The 14,747-nt window shown below is 59.4% G+C and carries 12 protein-coding genes; all 12 read left to right on the forward strand.

The genetic code is table 11. From position 1 onward, the window contains the following. Window positions 1–24 precede the first annotated feature (24 nt). The gene (locus PQR63_RS01285; protein WP_408164935.1) at window positions 25–4,938 is read left to right on the forward strand and encodes a putative Ig domain-containing protein; all 4,914 of its coding nucleotides are present in this window, start codon (window positions 25–27) and stop codon (window positions 4,936–4,938) included. Between the two features lie 470 nt (window positions 4,939–5,408). After that, window positions 5,409–6,212 carry an ABC transporter ATP-binding protein gene (locus PQR63_RS01290; RefSeq protein WP_408164937.1) on the forward strand — a complete coding sequence of 268 codons (804 nt, stop codon included), beginning with the start codon at window positions 5,409–5,411 and terminating at the stop codon, window positions 6,210–6,212. A 27-nt stretch (window positions 6,213–6,239) separates the two neighbouring features. Next, window positions 6,240–7,004, forward strand: coding sequence for an ABC transporter permease (locus PQR63_RS01295; RefSeq protein WP_408164939.1), 765 nt, complete (start codon window positions 6,240–6,242; stop codon window positions 7,002–7,004). Between the two features lie 8 nt (window positions 7,005–7,012). Beyond that, on the forward strand, window positions 7,013–7,993 hold the full coding sequence (locus tag PQR63_RS01300; RefSeq protein WP_408164941.1) for an ABC transporter substrate-binding protein: 981 nt from the start codon (window positions 7,013–7,015) through the stop codon (window positions 7,991–7,993). 122 nt (window positions 7,994–8,115) lie between these two features. After that, on the forward strand, window positions 8,116–9,375 hold the full coding sequence (locus tag PQR63_RS01305) for an amidase (protein WP_408164943.1): 1,260 nt from the start codon (window positions 8,116–8,118) through the stop codon (window positions 9,373–9,375). Window positions 9,376–9,524: 149 nt separating this feature from the next. Beyond that, window positions 9,525–10,211: a GntR family transcriptional regulator gene (locus tag PQR63_RS01310; RefSeq protein WP_408164945.1), complete on the forward strand. Its 687-nt coding sequence runs from the start codon at window positions 9,525–9,527 to the stop codon at window positions 10,209–10,211. A 45-nt stretch (window positions 10,212–10,256) separates the two neighbouring features. After that, a complete protein-coding gene (locus tag PQR63_RS01315; protein ID WP_408165360.1) occupies window positions 10,257–10,751 on the forward strand; it encodes a YeeE/YedE family protein in 495 nt (164 codons plus the stop codon). Between the two features lie 10 nt (window positions 10,752–10,761). Further along, window positions 10,762–11,214: a YeeE/YedE family protein gene (locus tag PQR63_RS01320; RefSeq protein WP_408164947.1), complete on the forward strand. Its 453-nt coding sequence runs from the start codon at window positions 10,762–10,764 to the stop codon at window positions 11,212–11,214. Then, on the forward strand, window positions 11,150–11,659 hold the full coding sequence (locus PQR63_RS01325) for a hypothetical protein (RefSeq protein WP_408164948.1): 510 nt from the start codon (window positions 11,150–11,152) through the stop codon (window positions 11,657–11,659). Before PQR63_RS01320 ends, PQR63_RS01325 begins: the two co-directional genes overlap by 65 nt. A 360-nt stretch (window positions 11,660–12,019) precedes the next feature. Further along, entirely contained in the window at window positions 12,020–12,742 is a 723-nt protein-coding gene (locus PQR63_RS01330) for a DUF4088 family protein (RefSeq protein ID WP_408164950.1), read from the forward strand. A 219-nt stretch (window positions 12,743–12,961) separates the two neighbouring features. Then, window positions 12,962–13,723 (forward strand): ABC transporter substrate-binding protein, encoded by a 762-nt coding sequence (locus PQR63_RS01335; protein ID WP_408164952.1) that lies wholly within the window; start codon window positions 12,962–12,964, stop codon window positions 13,721–13,723. A gap of 221 nt (window positions 13,724–13,944) precedes the next feature. Then, window positions 13,945–14,451: a GNAT family N-acetyltransferase gene (locus tag PQR63_RS01340; RefSeq protein ID WP_408164954.1), complete on the forward strand. Its 507-nt coding sequence runs from the start codon at window positions 13,945–13,947 to the stop codon at window positions 14,449–14,451. The last annotated feature ends 296 nt before the right edge of the window (window positions 14,452–14,747 follow it).

Below are 14,747 nucleotides of genomic sequence, written 5' to 3' on the forward strand. Positions count from 1 at the left end.
AATTGCTCGGTTGGCTGGAATGGAGTGTTTACCTTTCCTTCAAACGGCTCTCTCGTCGCAGCTGACCTTACGACTGGCGACAGCAACACATGGATCAACTATTCCAACAGCGGCAACGGTCAACTGACCGATACCTTCACCCTGAAGGATGACAGCAACAATCCGATGGTATTCAACATCACGATCAGCGCTCCCACCTCGCCGCTGACAGTGTCCCCGACGGCGTCCGCCAATCCTGTCGTCGCGCAGAGCTTCTCTCAGCAAATGAGCACCACCGGCGGCACCGGGCCCTATACCTATGCGCTGGTCGCTGGGTCGCTGCCACCCGGCATCACCTTCAATGATTCAACCGGTGCCTTCGGCGGCTCGGCGACCGCCTCCGGCGGCTATAACTTTTCGATCAAGGTCAGCGACTCGGCGACGCCCTCCAATACGTTCACCAAGCCCTATCAGATGAATGTCGGCGCGGCGACGCTGAGCATCTCGCCGGGGACGCTGCCGAATGGCACTGCGACCGTCGCCTACTCGCAGCAAATGAGCGCCAGCGGCGGTATTGCGCCGTATAGTTATGCGATGGACACCACTAACTTTCCGGGGGGCGGCTCGCCCTTGAGCATCAGCTCCACCGGTCTGATTTCCGGCACGCCAACCACGGCCGGCACCGCCACCTTCCGGATCGTGGTCACCGACAGCACTTCCGGCACGCCCGCAATCGCGACGGCTAACTACAGCATGACGATCGATCCCCTGCCGCCGCCGGTGGCGGGTCCGGTCAGTATGACGGTGAATTACAACAGCACCCTCAATGCGGCGACGCTATCGCTCAGCGGCGGTCCGACGGCTTCCGTGGCGGTCCCCACGGCACCGCTACACGGCGCGACCCTCATCAGCGGCACGACGATCAGGTACACGCCGACCATCGGCTACAACGGCCCGGATTCATTTACCTACACCGCCACCAATGCAGGTGGCACATCGGCGCCGGCAACCGTGAGCGTGACGATGACGGCGCCGACGATCACGGTGTCGCCAAGCGTAACCGCACTCAGTGCGACGACGATATCGGCATTCAGCCAGTCGTTCAGCGCCAGCGGCGGCAGCGGTCCTTATACCTATAGCCAGACCGGTACCTTGCCCACCGGCCTGAGCTTCAATGCCGGCACGGCAACGCTGTCGGGAACGCCGACCCAGGCAGGAGTCTTTTCTTTCACGATCACTGCGACCGACAGTTCCACCGGCACCGCTGTCACCGGTTCGCGCAACTACACGCTGACCGTGGCAGCGCCCACCCTTACTCTTGTTGCCAATTCCGTCAATCTGGAACGTGGCGTACCTGCGCCCACCATACAGTTCGTCGCTGGGGGCGGCACCGCTCCTTACACCTATGCCGTCACCAGCAACAGCCTGCCCGCCGGGTTGAACTTGTCGGCCAGCAGCGGCGCCGTCACCGGCACGCCGACCGTCGCCGGCAACTACTCGTACACCGTCACCGCAACCGACAGCAATGGCTTCACCGTAACATTGCCTATGTCCGGCGGTATCGGCAAGGGCGCACCGATTGCCAACGCCGTCAGTTCCTCGGTCGCTTACAACACCGGCAGCAGTAGCGCCACCACGATTGCGGCATCGATCGGGGCCAGCGGCGGCACTGCAGCATCGCTGACCGTGGCCTCCGGCGCGTCGCACGGCACGGTCAGCGTGCTCAGCGCAACGTCGTTCAGCTATACGCCGACCGCCGGTTATGCCGGGACGGACTCCTTCACCTACACCGCCACCAATGCCGTCGGCACATCCAACACCGCGACCGTATCGATCACTGTTTCGCCGCCGGCGCTGAACTTGTCGCCTGCCGGTCCCGCCCTGTCCGGCGCCACCGTCGGCCTTGCCTACTCGCAGACGTTTACCGGCAGCGGCGGCACATCGCCTTATAACTACAGCGTGATCGCCGGCAGTCTGCCCAACGGACTGACGCTCACTGGCGGAACACTGTCGGGGATACCGACGCAGAGCGGCAATTTCAGTTTCACGCTCAAAGCCCAGGACAGTTCGACCGGAGCGGGAGCGCCGTTCAATACCTCCAACAACTACACGCTGGCGGTAGGCAATCCGACACTGGGCATCTCGCCGTCGTCGCTGACCACGCCTCAGGTCGGCATCGCTTTCTCGCAGCAACTGTCGACTTCCGGCGGCACCTCGCCTTATACCTATACCGTCACGGCGGGCGCAACACCGGCCGGCCTGAACGTCTCGGGCACCGGTCTCATCAGCGGTACGCCTACGGCTGCCGGTGCATACAATTTTTCGGTAACCTCCGCCGATAACTACAGCGTCACTACAACGATCAATTACAGCGGCACGGTCGGCGCCGGCAAACCGGTGACGGCCAGCAGCACCGCCGCGGTCAGCTACAGCAGTAGCAACAACAGCATCACGGCAACGATCACCGGCGGTGCGCCTACGTCCCTGAACATCACCACGGCAGCGGCGCACGGTACGGCATCGCCTTCCGGCGTCACGGGGTTCACCTACACGCCGACGGCCGGCTACAGCGGCACGGATACGTTCAGCTACACCGCCACCAATGCGGTCGGCACCTCGGCGGTGGCAACAGTGACCGTGACGATCAGCGCGCCGACGGTGATCATCACGCCGTCCACGACATGGAGCGTCAGGCAAGGAACCGCGTATAGTCAGACGCTGACCTGGAGCGGCGGCACCGCGCCCTACAGCACCATCACGGTGACCGGCTTGCCGACAGGCCTGACCTACAGCACCAGCACTACCGGCGCGACCATTTCCGGCACGCCGACGCAAAACGGCAGCTTCTCGTTGACGGCGTCGGCCTCCGACAGCAGCACGCCGACGCCGGTGACCAAGTCGCAGAATTTCACGCTGACGGTCGGCCAGGCGGTGCCGGTCGCCGTGGCCGATAGCGCCACCACGAATGCCAATCAGGCGGTGACGATTCCTGTCACGAACAATGACACCAGCGCGATCACCAGCATCGCCATCGTTACCACGCCGCTGCACGGTAGCGCCACCGTCAGTGGTCTCGGTGTTATCTATACACCCAACACCAATTATTTCGGCAGCGACAGCTTTACTTACACTGCCACCGGTCCTGGCGGCACCTCGTCGTCGGCCACGGTCAGCGTCACGGTAACGGCTCTGGCAGTGCCGACCTCGCCGCCGCAGAGTGCCAGCGTGCAGGCAGGTCAGTCGGTGACGCTGCATGTCGGCGCTGCTGCCGCTAACGGTCCGATCACAGCGGTGACGATCGTCGGCGCGCCAACGTCCGGCAGCGCCGTGGTCAACGGCACCGATATCGTCTACACCGCTATCGCCGGTTTCACCGGCAATGTGCAATTCACCTACACGCTATCGAACGTATTCGGCGCATCGGCACTCGTTACCGCCACCGTCAGCGCCAGCGCCGTGCCGGTCGCATCGAACCAGAGCGTCGCCGTCGCTGCGGGTGTCACGGCCACGGTAGATGTGACGGCCGGCGCCACCGGCGGTCCGTTCACTGCCGCGGCCATCGTCGCGGTGAATCCGGCAACCGCCGGCACCGCCACCATGGTCAACGCCGCCAGTTCAGGCAGCCCGTCCTATCGCCTGAACTTCACGCCGGCGGCCGCGTTCTCCGGCGTCGCCACGGTCACCTTTACGCTGAGCAATGCCTCGGGGCCGTCCGCTGCCGCGACGGTCACGATCACCGTCGGCGCCCGCACCAATGCCGCGAACGATCCGCAGGTCAAGGGACTGGTCGCCGCACACGGCCAGACCGCAAGCCGTTTCGCCACCGCGCAGCTGGGCAACTTCAGCCGCCGCCTGGAAAGCCTGCACGGCACCGGTTGGGCGCCATCCAGTTTCGGCCTTGGATTCGGTCAGCCGACGGCGCCGATCAAGCCGCTGCTGGCGCAATGGAGCGAGGATGAAGTCGATCGCGTGGTCGGTTCGCCGCTGCAGGCCGGCATGCGCAAAGTGGGTTGGCCGCTGCTGAGTCAGGCGAACAAACCCGAGACAAAGCCGGTTGCAGAAAGCAGCAAAGATCTTGCCGCGCTACCTGAATTGCCATCCAAGCGTGAACAGAGCCGGCAGGAGTTGTCGCTGTGGATCGCTGGTACGGTCGACTTCGGCCAGCGCAACAGCAACGGTCAACAGGAAGGATTCCGCTTCACCACCAACGGTGTCAGCATGGGCGCCGACTATCGCCTGAGCGATCAACTGACGATCGGCGTGGGTACCGGCTACAGCCGCGACCGCAGCGATATCGGCGACAACGGCAGCAAGACCATCGGACAAGCCGTGGTCGCGACCGTCTACGGCAGTGTGCGACCGACGCCGAATATTTTCATCGACGGCATGCTCGGCTATGGCGCGCTCAATTTCGATTCGACGCGCTACGTCACCGATGACGGCAGCTTCGCTACCGGTCAGCGCGGCGGCAAGCAACTGTTCGTCGCGCTGTCGAGCGGCTATGAGTTCCGCGGCGAGAGCTGGATGTGGTCGCCGTACGGCAAGGTCGATCTGGCGTCGACCACGCTGGCGCAATATACCGAAGCCGCCGCCGGCAATAACGCGCTGACCTATTTCAAACAGCGCGTGCGCACCAGCAGCGGTACGTTCGGCCTGCGCACCGAAGGCCAGTACCTGAGCCGTTTCGGCATGTGGACACCGCGCGCGCGGCTTGAATACCGCCGCCAGTTCTCCGGCGCCGGCGAAGCTGGGATTTCGTACGCCGACCTGGCGTCGTCAAGCCCGGCTTATGTGATCCGCTCGGACGACAGCTTCACCGGCAACTGGACCGCCGGCCTGGGCATGCGCTTGCTGCTGTCCAACGGGACATCGCTGATCGTCGACTACAGCAGCAATCTGAATGTCGGGCAGGGACGGTACTCGTCGGTGCTACTGGGGATCAATGTGCCGTTACGCTAAATAGTCATTAGCAATGCGATCAAAGTAAGACAGAAACACGGCGGCGGGCATCATCAGCCCGTCGCCGGCTGCCTGAAGTACCCTCCGTCATCCCTCCGGCAACTGCCCCGATAGCTCATCATTTGGCCGTCTCAGCGACGCGCCATCTTTGGGATTGCGCGCCTGTCTTTACCTCTCCGCACACATTCCGTGCACGTTTTCCATCCATTCCGGCAACTGACGTCTTCACCGTTTTTGCGCATTTCCCTTTACATCTCCATCGGCTTTGAAGCCTTACTCCGCGCCACTTCTAGGCCTCCCGCCGGTTCGATTTTCAGGTGCCCAGTTGATTGCATTTTCTGGCACGTCTTCTGCTTATGGCCCTGCTCATCGAAGCAAATTATGCATTATGCATAATTTTCTTTGAGAAACATCGGCAACACTTTTGACTCATCCGCCGGCGACGCCGTCGGTACTTTTTTACGGAGCAAATGTTGGAGAACCGTCTTGAAGTCCAGAATCTGAGCCACGCCTTCATCAAGGCCAACGGCGAAGAAATTCGTATTTTCCAAAACCTCAATTTCACGGTGGGCAAAGCCGAGATCGTGGCGATCGTCGGTCGCAGCGGTGCGGGCAAGAGCACGCTGTTCAACCTGATCTCCGGCCTGTTGACACCGAGCGCCGGCAAGATCGCGCTGGGCGAAAAAGCCGACGGCACGCCGGGCAGCATCGCGTACATGCTGCAGAAAGATTTGCTGCTGCCGTGGCGCACGATTCTTGAGAACGCCGTGCTGGGTATCGAGCTGCATCGTCCTGTGACTGAGGCTGATCGCACGCGCGCCAAAGTAATGCTGGGCCGCTATGGCCTGGAGTCGGTCGCCAACGCTTATCCGCATTCGCTGTCGGGTGGCATGAAACAACGCGTCGCCCTGACGCGCACGCTGCTGGCGGATCCTTCAGTGGTGCTGCTGGATGAACCTTTCTCGGCGCTCGACTACGAGACGCGGCTGATGCTGGAGAACGATGTCATCAGCCTCACCCGCACCGAAGGCACCAGCGTCATTTTGGTGACGCACGATATCGATGAAGCCATCGCCATGAGCAACCGCATCGTCGTGCTCGGCGGACGTCCGGCAAAGATCACACGCGAAGAAAAAATCCTGCTCACCGTCGAGGGCATTACCGATGGCGACCGCGATGCGGTGACGGCACGCGGTGCGCCGGAGTTTCCCTTGTTTCACAAGGAAATCTGGAATGCCTTGCGTGCGAGCGATGTCGCGCACGCAAGCGTTTAAGCCGAACCGAGTGAAGAAAGGGATCTCATGAAAAGAAAGAACAATGGCGCGACGATGATCGTCACCACCATCCTGATTGTGCTGGTTGTGTTGTGGCAGATGGCGGCGCAGGCCAATCTGATCAACGGCCAGCTGCTCGGTTCGCCGCTGGGTATTTATCGTTCGGCCGTGATCGGCTTCACCAAGGGACAACTGCTGTACGACACTTGGGTGACGCTGTTCGAAACGCTGTTCGGGCTGGTGCTGGGCAGCGGTCTGGGTATCGTGCTGGGACTGGTGCTGTGGTTTTATCCGCGCACCTCAGACATCGTCGAGCAGTTTTCCATCCTGCTCAACAGCATTCCAAAAATCGCGCTCGGCCCGCTGATCATCATCTGGTTCGGCTCCGGCATGGTGTCGAAAATCTGGCTGGCCGGCATTTCGACCTTTGCGGTGGCGATGATCTCTTCCTGCGCGGCGGCACAGGAAGTCGACAAGGATTTACTGAACCTTTTCAAATCGTTCAAGGCGCAGCGCGCGATGATCTTCAAGAAGCTGATCGTGCCGGCGTCGATCCCGTGGATTTTCTCCATCTTCCGCATCAACATCGGCTTCGCGCTGATCGGCGCGGTGGTGGGTGAATTCATTGCTTCAGAAAACGGATTGGGACATGCGGTGTTCGTCGCCGGCTCGCTGTTCGATCTTAATAGTGTCTGGCTGGGCGTCATCATTCTGACGCTGATGGCCGCAGTTCTTACCTGGGTTGTCCAATTAATCGAAGAGAGGATCGTTTCATGGAAAACAGAACAATGAATCGCACAATGAGTTTCACATTCATGCATGCCCGCCGTCTGCTCGGTGCCACCCTGATTGCTGCGGCCTGCGTTGCCGCGCCGGCCAGCAATGCCGCTGAAAAGGCGGTGATCTATCAGGCCTTCCAGTCGATTCAGTATCTGCCGCTGTATGTGGCGATGAATGAAGGCCTGTTCACCAAACACGGACTGGAAGTGCAGAAGGTGACTGCCGGCGGCGGCGCGCAAGGCGTGGCGGCGGTGATCGGCGGGCATGCGGATTTCTCGCTGCAGGATCCGATGACGGCGGTGCTGGCCAACCTCAAGGGCGCATCGCTGGTGAACGTGGCGATGGTGGTATCAGGCGTGCCGGTGTGGATGGTGGCACCGCCAAATTCGCCGATCAAGTCGATCGCCGATCTCAAGGACCAGACCATTTCGGCTGCATTGCCGCCGTCGACCAGCACTTACCTGCTGCAAAATCTGCTGAAGGAAAAGGGCTTGTCCAACGTCAAGCTCAACACCGTCTCGATCGGCACAGAAATCTCGCCGGTGACAGCCGGCCGCGCAGCTGCTGCGACGCTGTATCAGCCGCAGGTGGAACAGGCATTGGCGAACGGCTACAAGATCGTCTATGACTTCGCCAAGCAGTATGACGGCGTGTATGCGTTCTCGACCATCGACACGCTGAAGTCGACGATCCAGAAGCGTCCGCAAATGGTGCAAAGTTTTGTGAGCGCCATCGCCGACGCCGAGAAGCTGATGCAAACCAATCCGCAAGTGGCGTATCGTGTAGCGGTGGCGGAATTTCCTTCACTGGAAAAGAGCGTGGTGGAAGCGGCTGTGAAGCGTCTGCTGGATCAGAAGATCTATCCGGCGACGCCATCGATTTCCAAACAGGCGTTCCAGGCTGGTCTTGATCTGCAGATTTCCATCGGCAACATCAAGGCAGGCGAAGTCACTTACGATAGCGCTGTGGACAACAGCTTTGCCGAAAAAGTAAGCAAGTAGTTGGTAACTAAGTGGTAACTAAGTAGTCCGCAGACCGGCTGGCATTGTTCGCTCGGTCTGCAACTTGGCCATTCCCTGCGAGCGGTACGCACCCGCAGGCCGCACATTCTGAAGAGCAGATCATGAGCACATCACACACGCAAGAGACAAACCAGGCGGTACTCTCATCGGCGGTCGCGACGGCGGACCGCATCGAGGATACGCTGAAGGCGTTCACTTATCGTCCCGACGCCTATCCAGACGTGAACGCCGGTACGGGCCCCCTCGCCGGCATTCCGGTAGCCGTCAAGGATCTGATCGACACGGCAGACATGCCGACTACTTATGGCTCGAAGATTTTTCAAGGCTATCAGCCGCAAAAAGATGCCTGGATCGTCACCAGGCTGCGCGCAGCGGGCGCGGTGATCTTCGGCAAAACGGTGACCACGGAATTCGCCTGGCGCGATCCGGGTGCGACCGTCAATCCATGGAATACCGGCCACAGCCCGGGCGGCTCGTCGAGCGGATCGGCGGCAGCCGTGGGTGCCGGCATCGTGCCGATCGCACTGGGCACGCAGACCGTCGGCTCGGTGATTCGTCCGGCGTCGTACTGCGGCGCGGTGGGCTACAAACCAACGTTCGGACTGATCCCGACCGATGGCGTGCATGCGCTGGCGCCGACGCTGGATCATCTTGGCTTCATCACATCGAGCTTTTACTGGGCGGCGGTCTGCCACGCGGTTATCGCACGCGACAACGCCATTGCCGCACCAGCATCGGCCAAGGCATTTGCCGCAGGCGTGAAGCCGCGCAAGATCGGCGTCTATCGTTCCTCGCAATGGGCGCAGGTGGAAGGCGATGTGCAGCAAAACTTTGACGCCGTGGTGCGCCGCCTGGAAGCGCTGGGCGTGGAATGCGTCGATGCGGATCTGGGCATGGATATCCGCGATCTCAACAAACTGGTGGTGGACGTGCTCGCCTACGAGGCGCGCGCCGCCATCTACGACGACATCAAGGATGCCGAAGCGCTGGCCGGCCCTTACACGCGCGAGCTGGTGAGCCGCGGTGCAACGATTTCCAAAGAGACTTACCTTGGCTTGATTGAGCAGGTCGGCGAGCTGCGCGCCGGTCGCGACGCGCTGTTGAAAGATCTCGATGCGATCATCACGATCACCTCGCCGACGACAGCGCTGAAGGGATTGGAGAAGACCGGCGACGCGTCTTTCTGCGCACCGGCGACGCTGCTCGGCTTGCCGGCGGTGACAACGCCGTCGGGATTTTCGACGGACTTCCTGCCGTACGGCGTGCAACTGATCGGACGCGCGGATGGCGATCTGGCCCTGTTGCAAACCGGCCAGTGGCTGAGCACGATCCTGCCGTCGATGAAGCCTGCATCGCTGTGATGATGGCGGGCCGGCGCAGTGCTTGCGCCAGCCCGCCATGCAAGACAAAATACCGTCGTAGTACTAAAGACAGAGCTCAACCCATTGAGCCGCCAAGAGCAGGAGAACGAACACCGCCTGCCAGCCGAGACACCCAATAGAAGCCACGCATGCCGAAAGCCTTCAAGACTATCGAACAACAAGTTCTCAGCCTGCTGAGAAACGACATCCTCGCCGGCAAATACCGCCCCGGCGACAAGCTGCGGCAAGATGAAGTCGCCAAACGTTTTGAAGTGAGCACCACGCCGGTGCGCGAAGCCTTTCGCGGCCTGCGCTCGGAAGGTCTGGTACTGATCGATGCAAATAAAGGCGTGGTGGTCAAAGGGCTGACGGTGAAGGATGTGGCGGAGATCTACGAACTGCGCATCGCACTGGAACCGCTACTGGCGAAGAAAGCGGTGAGTTCGATCTCGCCTGAATCGCTGGAAGCAGCGAATATCATCCACGAAGAAATGTGCGCCTCGACCGATCCGCATCGATGGTCAGCGCTGAATCGTGAATTCCATATCAAGCTGATGATGAGCGAAGAAGATTCTCGGCTCTACGAGATCGTGAAAAATCTGCTCGTTGTCGCCGAGCCTTATGTCTCGCTGTCCATCTTCATGCACCCCAAGATTCTGCAAGTGGACAACGAAGAACACGGCATGATCCTCGAAGGCTTCAACAAGAAGAACGGCCGGCTGGTGCAAAAAATCGTCAAACAGCATCTGGAACAAACCCTCGCCGCCATTCAGGACTCGGTCAACGAGAAGACCTTGCGGCAGATGGGCACACCGGCGAAGACGTCCGCCAGATAAGTCGCGCTTGTCTTCTCGCTTCAGCAACATCAGACTTATGCCATGATGCTGCTGGCGTCGCGCCGGGGCCGCATTCTCCGGACGCTCTCTACTCAGAAAGACAACCACATGACTATCGACTGGGCGGGCTTCACACCCTGGACTTCTCTTGCCGGCGGGCTGCTGATCGGGCTGGCCGTGGCATTACTGATTTTGTTCAACGGCCGGATTGCCGGTATCAGCGGCATCCTGGGCGGACTATTGCGACCATCGAAGGGCGATGTCTTCTGGCGCGTGGCGTTTATCGCCGGACTGATTGCTGCGCCGCTGGCATATGGTCTTGCGGCATCCTTGCCAACGGTCACCATCGAAGCCGGCACGCCGACGCTGATCATCGCCGGCTTGCTGGTGGGACTGGGTACGCGCTATGGCTCGGGCTGCACCAGTGGGCACGGCGTATGCGGCTTGTCGCGGCTATCCGTGCGTTCGCTGGTGGCGACGGTCACCTTCATGGCAGCCGGGTTCGTTACCGTGTTTGTCGTGCGCCATGTGCTCGGCTGAGGAGGACGGCATGTCTATCGTAACGGCACTCATCGCCGGATTGATTTTCGGCATCGGACTGATCGTATCGGGCATGACCGATCCTGCAAAAGTAACCGGCTTTCTGGATCTGGCCGGCAGCTGGAATCCTTCGCTCGCATTCGTCATGGCCGGTGCGATTCTGATCGGGTTTCCCGTATTTCGCTTTATCGGCACAAGAAAACAATCGCTGACGGGTGCGCCCCTGCGCCTGCCGACGGACACCCGCATCGACCGCCGCCTCATCGCCGGTGCACTGCTGTTCGGCGCAGGCTGGGGACTTGCGGGTTATTGTCCCGGCCCGGCGCTGGCATCACTGGCCACAGGCAGCATGAAACCGGTGCTGTTCATCATCGCCATGCTTGCCGGGATGGCGATCTTTGAAATTCTGGAGCGTGTTGCTGCGGCGAGAAAGCACACTGCATCGCAAGCACGAGGAGATTGATTTGTCGCTCGCCGCCCCCTTCTTCTCATCGCTGATCGGCAAGCCCGTCTCGCATGTCTGGCAGGGCGCCGGTTCAGCCATCTTCATCGAGTTCGGTAAACTGCATGGCCAACGCAAATTGAATGGCGAGCCGGGCAACCCCACTGGTGATGTCACGCTAATGATTGAGTGGAGCTGGCGCATTGAACGTGCGCGATCCATTCTAGGAGGCAGTTGGACCTCCGAGCGACGCTGGGAAAAAATGTTCGAAAAGCTGATCGGCGAGACAGTTGTTGATGTGGAGTGCTTCGGTACCTTGCCGGAAATCTGCTTGTCACTCGGCAACGGCATGCGCGTGCTTTCGTTCATGACGGCGAGCGGACAACCTCAGTGGGCAATACTCACACGTCATCCTTCAATGGGCAGTCTGAGCGTCAAAGGCGGAAAGCTGTTCGTCGGAAAATAGCGCCGTCCCTTTGCGTCTGGCTCTGAAGAATTTGCAGGGCGAGTGTCTCACCGCTTTCCGCGACGCATATCCGCCGCATATCACCCGCGCACAGACGGCACGACCTAGTTGCCATTCCAGTGTTTATTTTTAGTCATCACTCTCTGACTGATTGCGAACTTATTGCTGGCTTATTACTGATTTATTGTTCGGAAAATATTTCCTGCGATAAAGTTCTCCTCCATACTTGCCGTTAACAAACATCCAGTGCGAAACCTTCGCCGTCGTCTGTCTCTCTGCTTCAAACCGGCACAAAGATTGACATTGAAGGATTCGCAACTAAAGTCTTAACGTGCACCGCAAGTAATCCGGGAGAAGAACATGAAAAAAATCAACATGAACGTCAAGGACGAAGTCTACGAATCGCTGGATCGCGAATTCAAAAACTTCATCCGCCTGTCATTGAAGTGCGACTCGGGTTTTGTCGCGCCGTCGTTCGATAGTTTTTTGTTGGCAAAACTATCAGACAACACGACCTTTTTGACTGAAGAAGCCGTGCAGCATCTGATGATGTCGGGCCAATATGCATGGGCTAAACGCGCGCTGGACAAGGATTTTCCGGACGTGGTGGCGATCCTGATTTCGCAGGCGTCGAACTACGGCTTTCATATCGCGGTACGCCAGGATTGGGGTTCCGACGACTTGTCGGCGGCGTCCAAGGCGTGGGCCACGGCCATCGTCAAGCAGGCCAAAGGCGATGAGTCGCAAATCGACATCCTCGCCGCGCAGATCAAATCGTCCGCAGTCAGCATCGCCCACGTGGAAGAGAAACTGAAGACTCCGGCATGGCGGCTCGCCGCGTCGCTGGCGCAACAACTGCACGATGCCAAGATCGCGGTCGAACACGCCCGCGGCAGCGTCGCGCATGAAAAGCTGGGCGCATTGCGCAGCTTGTTGAAACTGGGCATCGCATACGGCACGGTCAAGGAAAAAGACGAGAAGGAAATTCTGGAGCGCTTGCGCGTGAAGAAGCCTTATCTCTTTGAAGAGGAAGAAAGCTTCCTCACCCGCGCTATCGCCTGGTGGCGCAGCGTGTTTGCCTGATCGCTTCCTGATCTGCGGCGACGCGGTTCGCAGGGTTGTGTCATCATCAGTTGTGCATCAGACAAGACGAATAAACAAGACTGAGTATAACGAGGCCACACCAAGATGAAGACATTCACGACACGAAGGAACCGAACAGCGGCGGTATCAGTATTGTCGGTGCTGGCGATTCTGCTGACATGCAACTCTGCCGCGCAGGCACAAACTTCAGGAACCACGATGACGCAATCCACGCCCTCCTCCGTACAAGCTGATCAATCGCTGGTCGCCCAGTTTGTGCCACACGGCACTTTGCGCGCATCGATCAATCTCGGCAATCCGGTATTAGCGAACCTCGATCCCAAGACCGGCGCGCCGGTCGGCGTGTCCGTTGATCTGGCAACTGAGCTGGCCAAACGGCTCGGTGTACCGCTGCAACTGGTGGCGGTGAAGTCGGCGGGAAATTCGGTGGAGAACATCGAGCAAGACAAAGCCGACGTCGGCTTTTTTGCAGTTGACCCCAAGCGTGCGCAAGAGATCAGTTTCACCGGTCCCTATGTATTGATAGAAGGTTTTTACGCCGTACGTAACGATTCGCCGATCACCGCCAATGAACAAGTCGACAAGCCCGGCATCACCGTCGCGGTCGGCAAGGGCAGCGCCTACGATCTTTTTCTCACCCGCGAATTGCACCAGGCGACGATCGTGCGCATCCCCACCTCTCCGGCGGTTGTGCAGGGCTTCATCGATCAGCATCTGAGCGTAGCCGCAGGCGTCAAGCAACAGCTTGAGCAAGATTCGGCAAAAGTCGGCGGCATGCGGATTCTGCCGCAGCGCTTCATGGTCATCCGCCAGGCGATGGGCGTACCCAAGGCTCGCGGCGATGCGGCGGCTGCTTATCTGAGCAAGTTTGTCGAAGAGATGGCGGCATCCGGTTTTGTCGCGGCATCACTGGCCAAGAACGGCATCGAAGGTGCGATCGTGGCCAAAGCCGGCGACTGAAACCTGAGTTGCCGGGTTACTGGTTTGCTGCGTTGCTGAAGACTATCAAAACGTCGCAATGATATGTGGTGCCGGTATGTTTCCCGACCGCCGGCTCCGGTAGGTGCAATGCTGAATTGCGCGATTGGCGTGATTCTAAAGATGCTTTTTGACAGACGTGTGACGTAGTCGCATACGGGGCATTGTCCTTACCTAATTTTTCATCCCGTTTTCATCCCGATATGCATCAAGAAATCGCGGTCAGAAATGCACTGCCTGCCGACGCGGCAGTGCTTTGCCTGGCAGAACAGAAGACCAGCAGGACGCCCGGCCTGTTGATATCACAGCCGCACGAGTTTTCCGAGGCTGCCTTCAGGTCGAAGATTGCCCGGCTGGCTGACGCCGGTATTTATCTGGTCGCAGAGATCGATGGAAACGCGACCGGCCATGCGCTTCTTGAACCAATGCCGTTGGATTCCATGTCCCACGTTTTTTCACTGACTATCGTCGTACATCCTGGACACACCGGATGTGGTGTGGGTACACGTCTGATGAACGCCCTGTTTGATTGGGCTAGCCGACATCCGCACGTTGAAAAAATTGAGCTTCGGGTCCGCGAAGGCAACGCAGGTGCCATACGCCTCTATCAGCGTTTTGGTTTTGTGGAGGAAGGACGTTTTGAGAAACGCATAAAGCTGCCTGACGGCAACTACCTGGCCGATATCTCGATGGCCAGATTCCTCATTTGATTTGACCCGCAATAAAAAAGCCCGCGATCGGCGCGAGGCCGACGGCGGGCAAATCAGTCTTTCGACCGAGAGGAGACGACGTGATGTCAGGTGTTACTTTATCTATCACGCTGGCTTCGGGCTATCGGGCGTTTCCTGATTTCCGTATGCCAACGACGTCAGAACCCGAGAAAAGATCATGAGCGTCGCGCGCAAGACCGAGCAGGATTGATGCCCTGATACGAGCGGGCCCTATCATCCGCTGTACAACAATTTCTCCACGGCATGCAAACCTTAGCTTCACCGACGGAAATGTT

It is taken from the genome of Herbaspirillum rhizosphaerae, assembly GCF_046025915.1.
GTDB lineage: Bacteria > Pseudomonadota > Gammaproteobacteria > Burkholderiales > Burkholderiaceae_D > Herbaspirillum > Herbaspirillum rhizosphaerae_A.

Bases quoted from the DNA above. Each gene is read 5' to 3' on its own strand.
- PQR63_RS01290 (WP_408164937.1), top strand. From the start codon at position 5,409: ATGTTGGAGAACCGTCTTGAAGTCCAGAATCTGAGCCACGCCTTCATC.
- PQR63_RS01305 (WP_408164943.1), top strand. From the start codon at position 8,116: ATGAGCACATCACACACGCAAGAGACAAACCAGGCGGTACTCTCATCG.
- PQR63_RS01320 (WP_408164947.1), top strand. From the start codon at position 10,762: ATGTCTATCGTAACGGCACTCATCGCCGGATTGATTTTCGGCATCGGA.
- PQR63_RS01295 (WP_408164939.1), top strand. From the start codon at position 6,240: ATGAAAAGAAAGAACAATGGCGCGACGATGATCGTCACCACCATCCTG.
- PQR63_RS01340 (WP_408164954.1), top strand. From the start codon at position 13,945: ATGCATCAAGAAATCGCGGTCAGAAATGCACTGCCTGCCGACGCGGCA.
- PQR63_RS01300 (WP_408164941.1), top strand. From the start codon at position 7,013: ATGAGTTTCACATTCATGCATGCCCGCCGTCTGCTCGGTGCCACCCTG.
- PQR63_RS01310 (WP_408164945.1), top strand. From the start codon at position 9,525: ATGCCGAAAGCCTTCAAGACTATCGAACAACAAGTTCTCAGCCTGCTG.
- PQR63_RS01315 (WP_408165360.1), top strand. From the start codon at position 10,257: ATGCTGCTGGCGTCGCGCCGGGGCCGCATTCTCCGGACGCTCTCTACT.
- PQR63_RS01335 (WP_408164952.1), top strand. From the start codon at position 12,962: ATGACGCAATCCACGCCCTCCTCCGTACAAGCTGATCAATCGCTGGTC.
- PQR63_RS01330 (WP_408164950.1), top strand. From the start codon at position 12,020: ATGAAAAAAATCAACATGAACGTCAAGGACGAAGTCTACGAATCGCTG.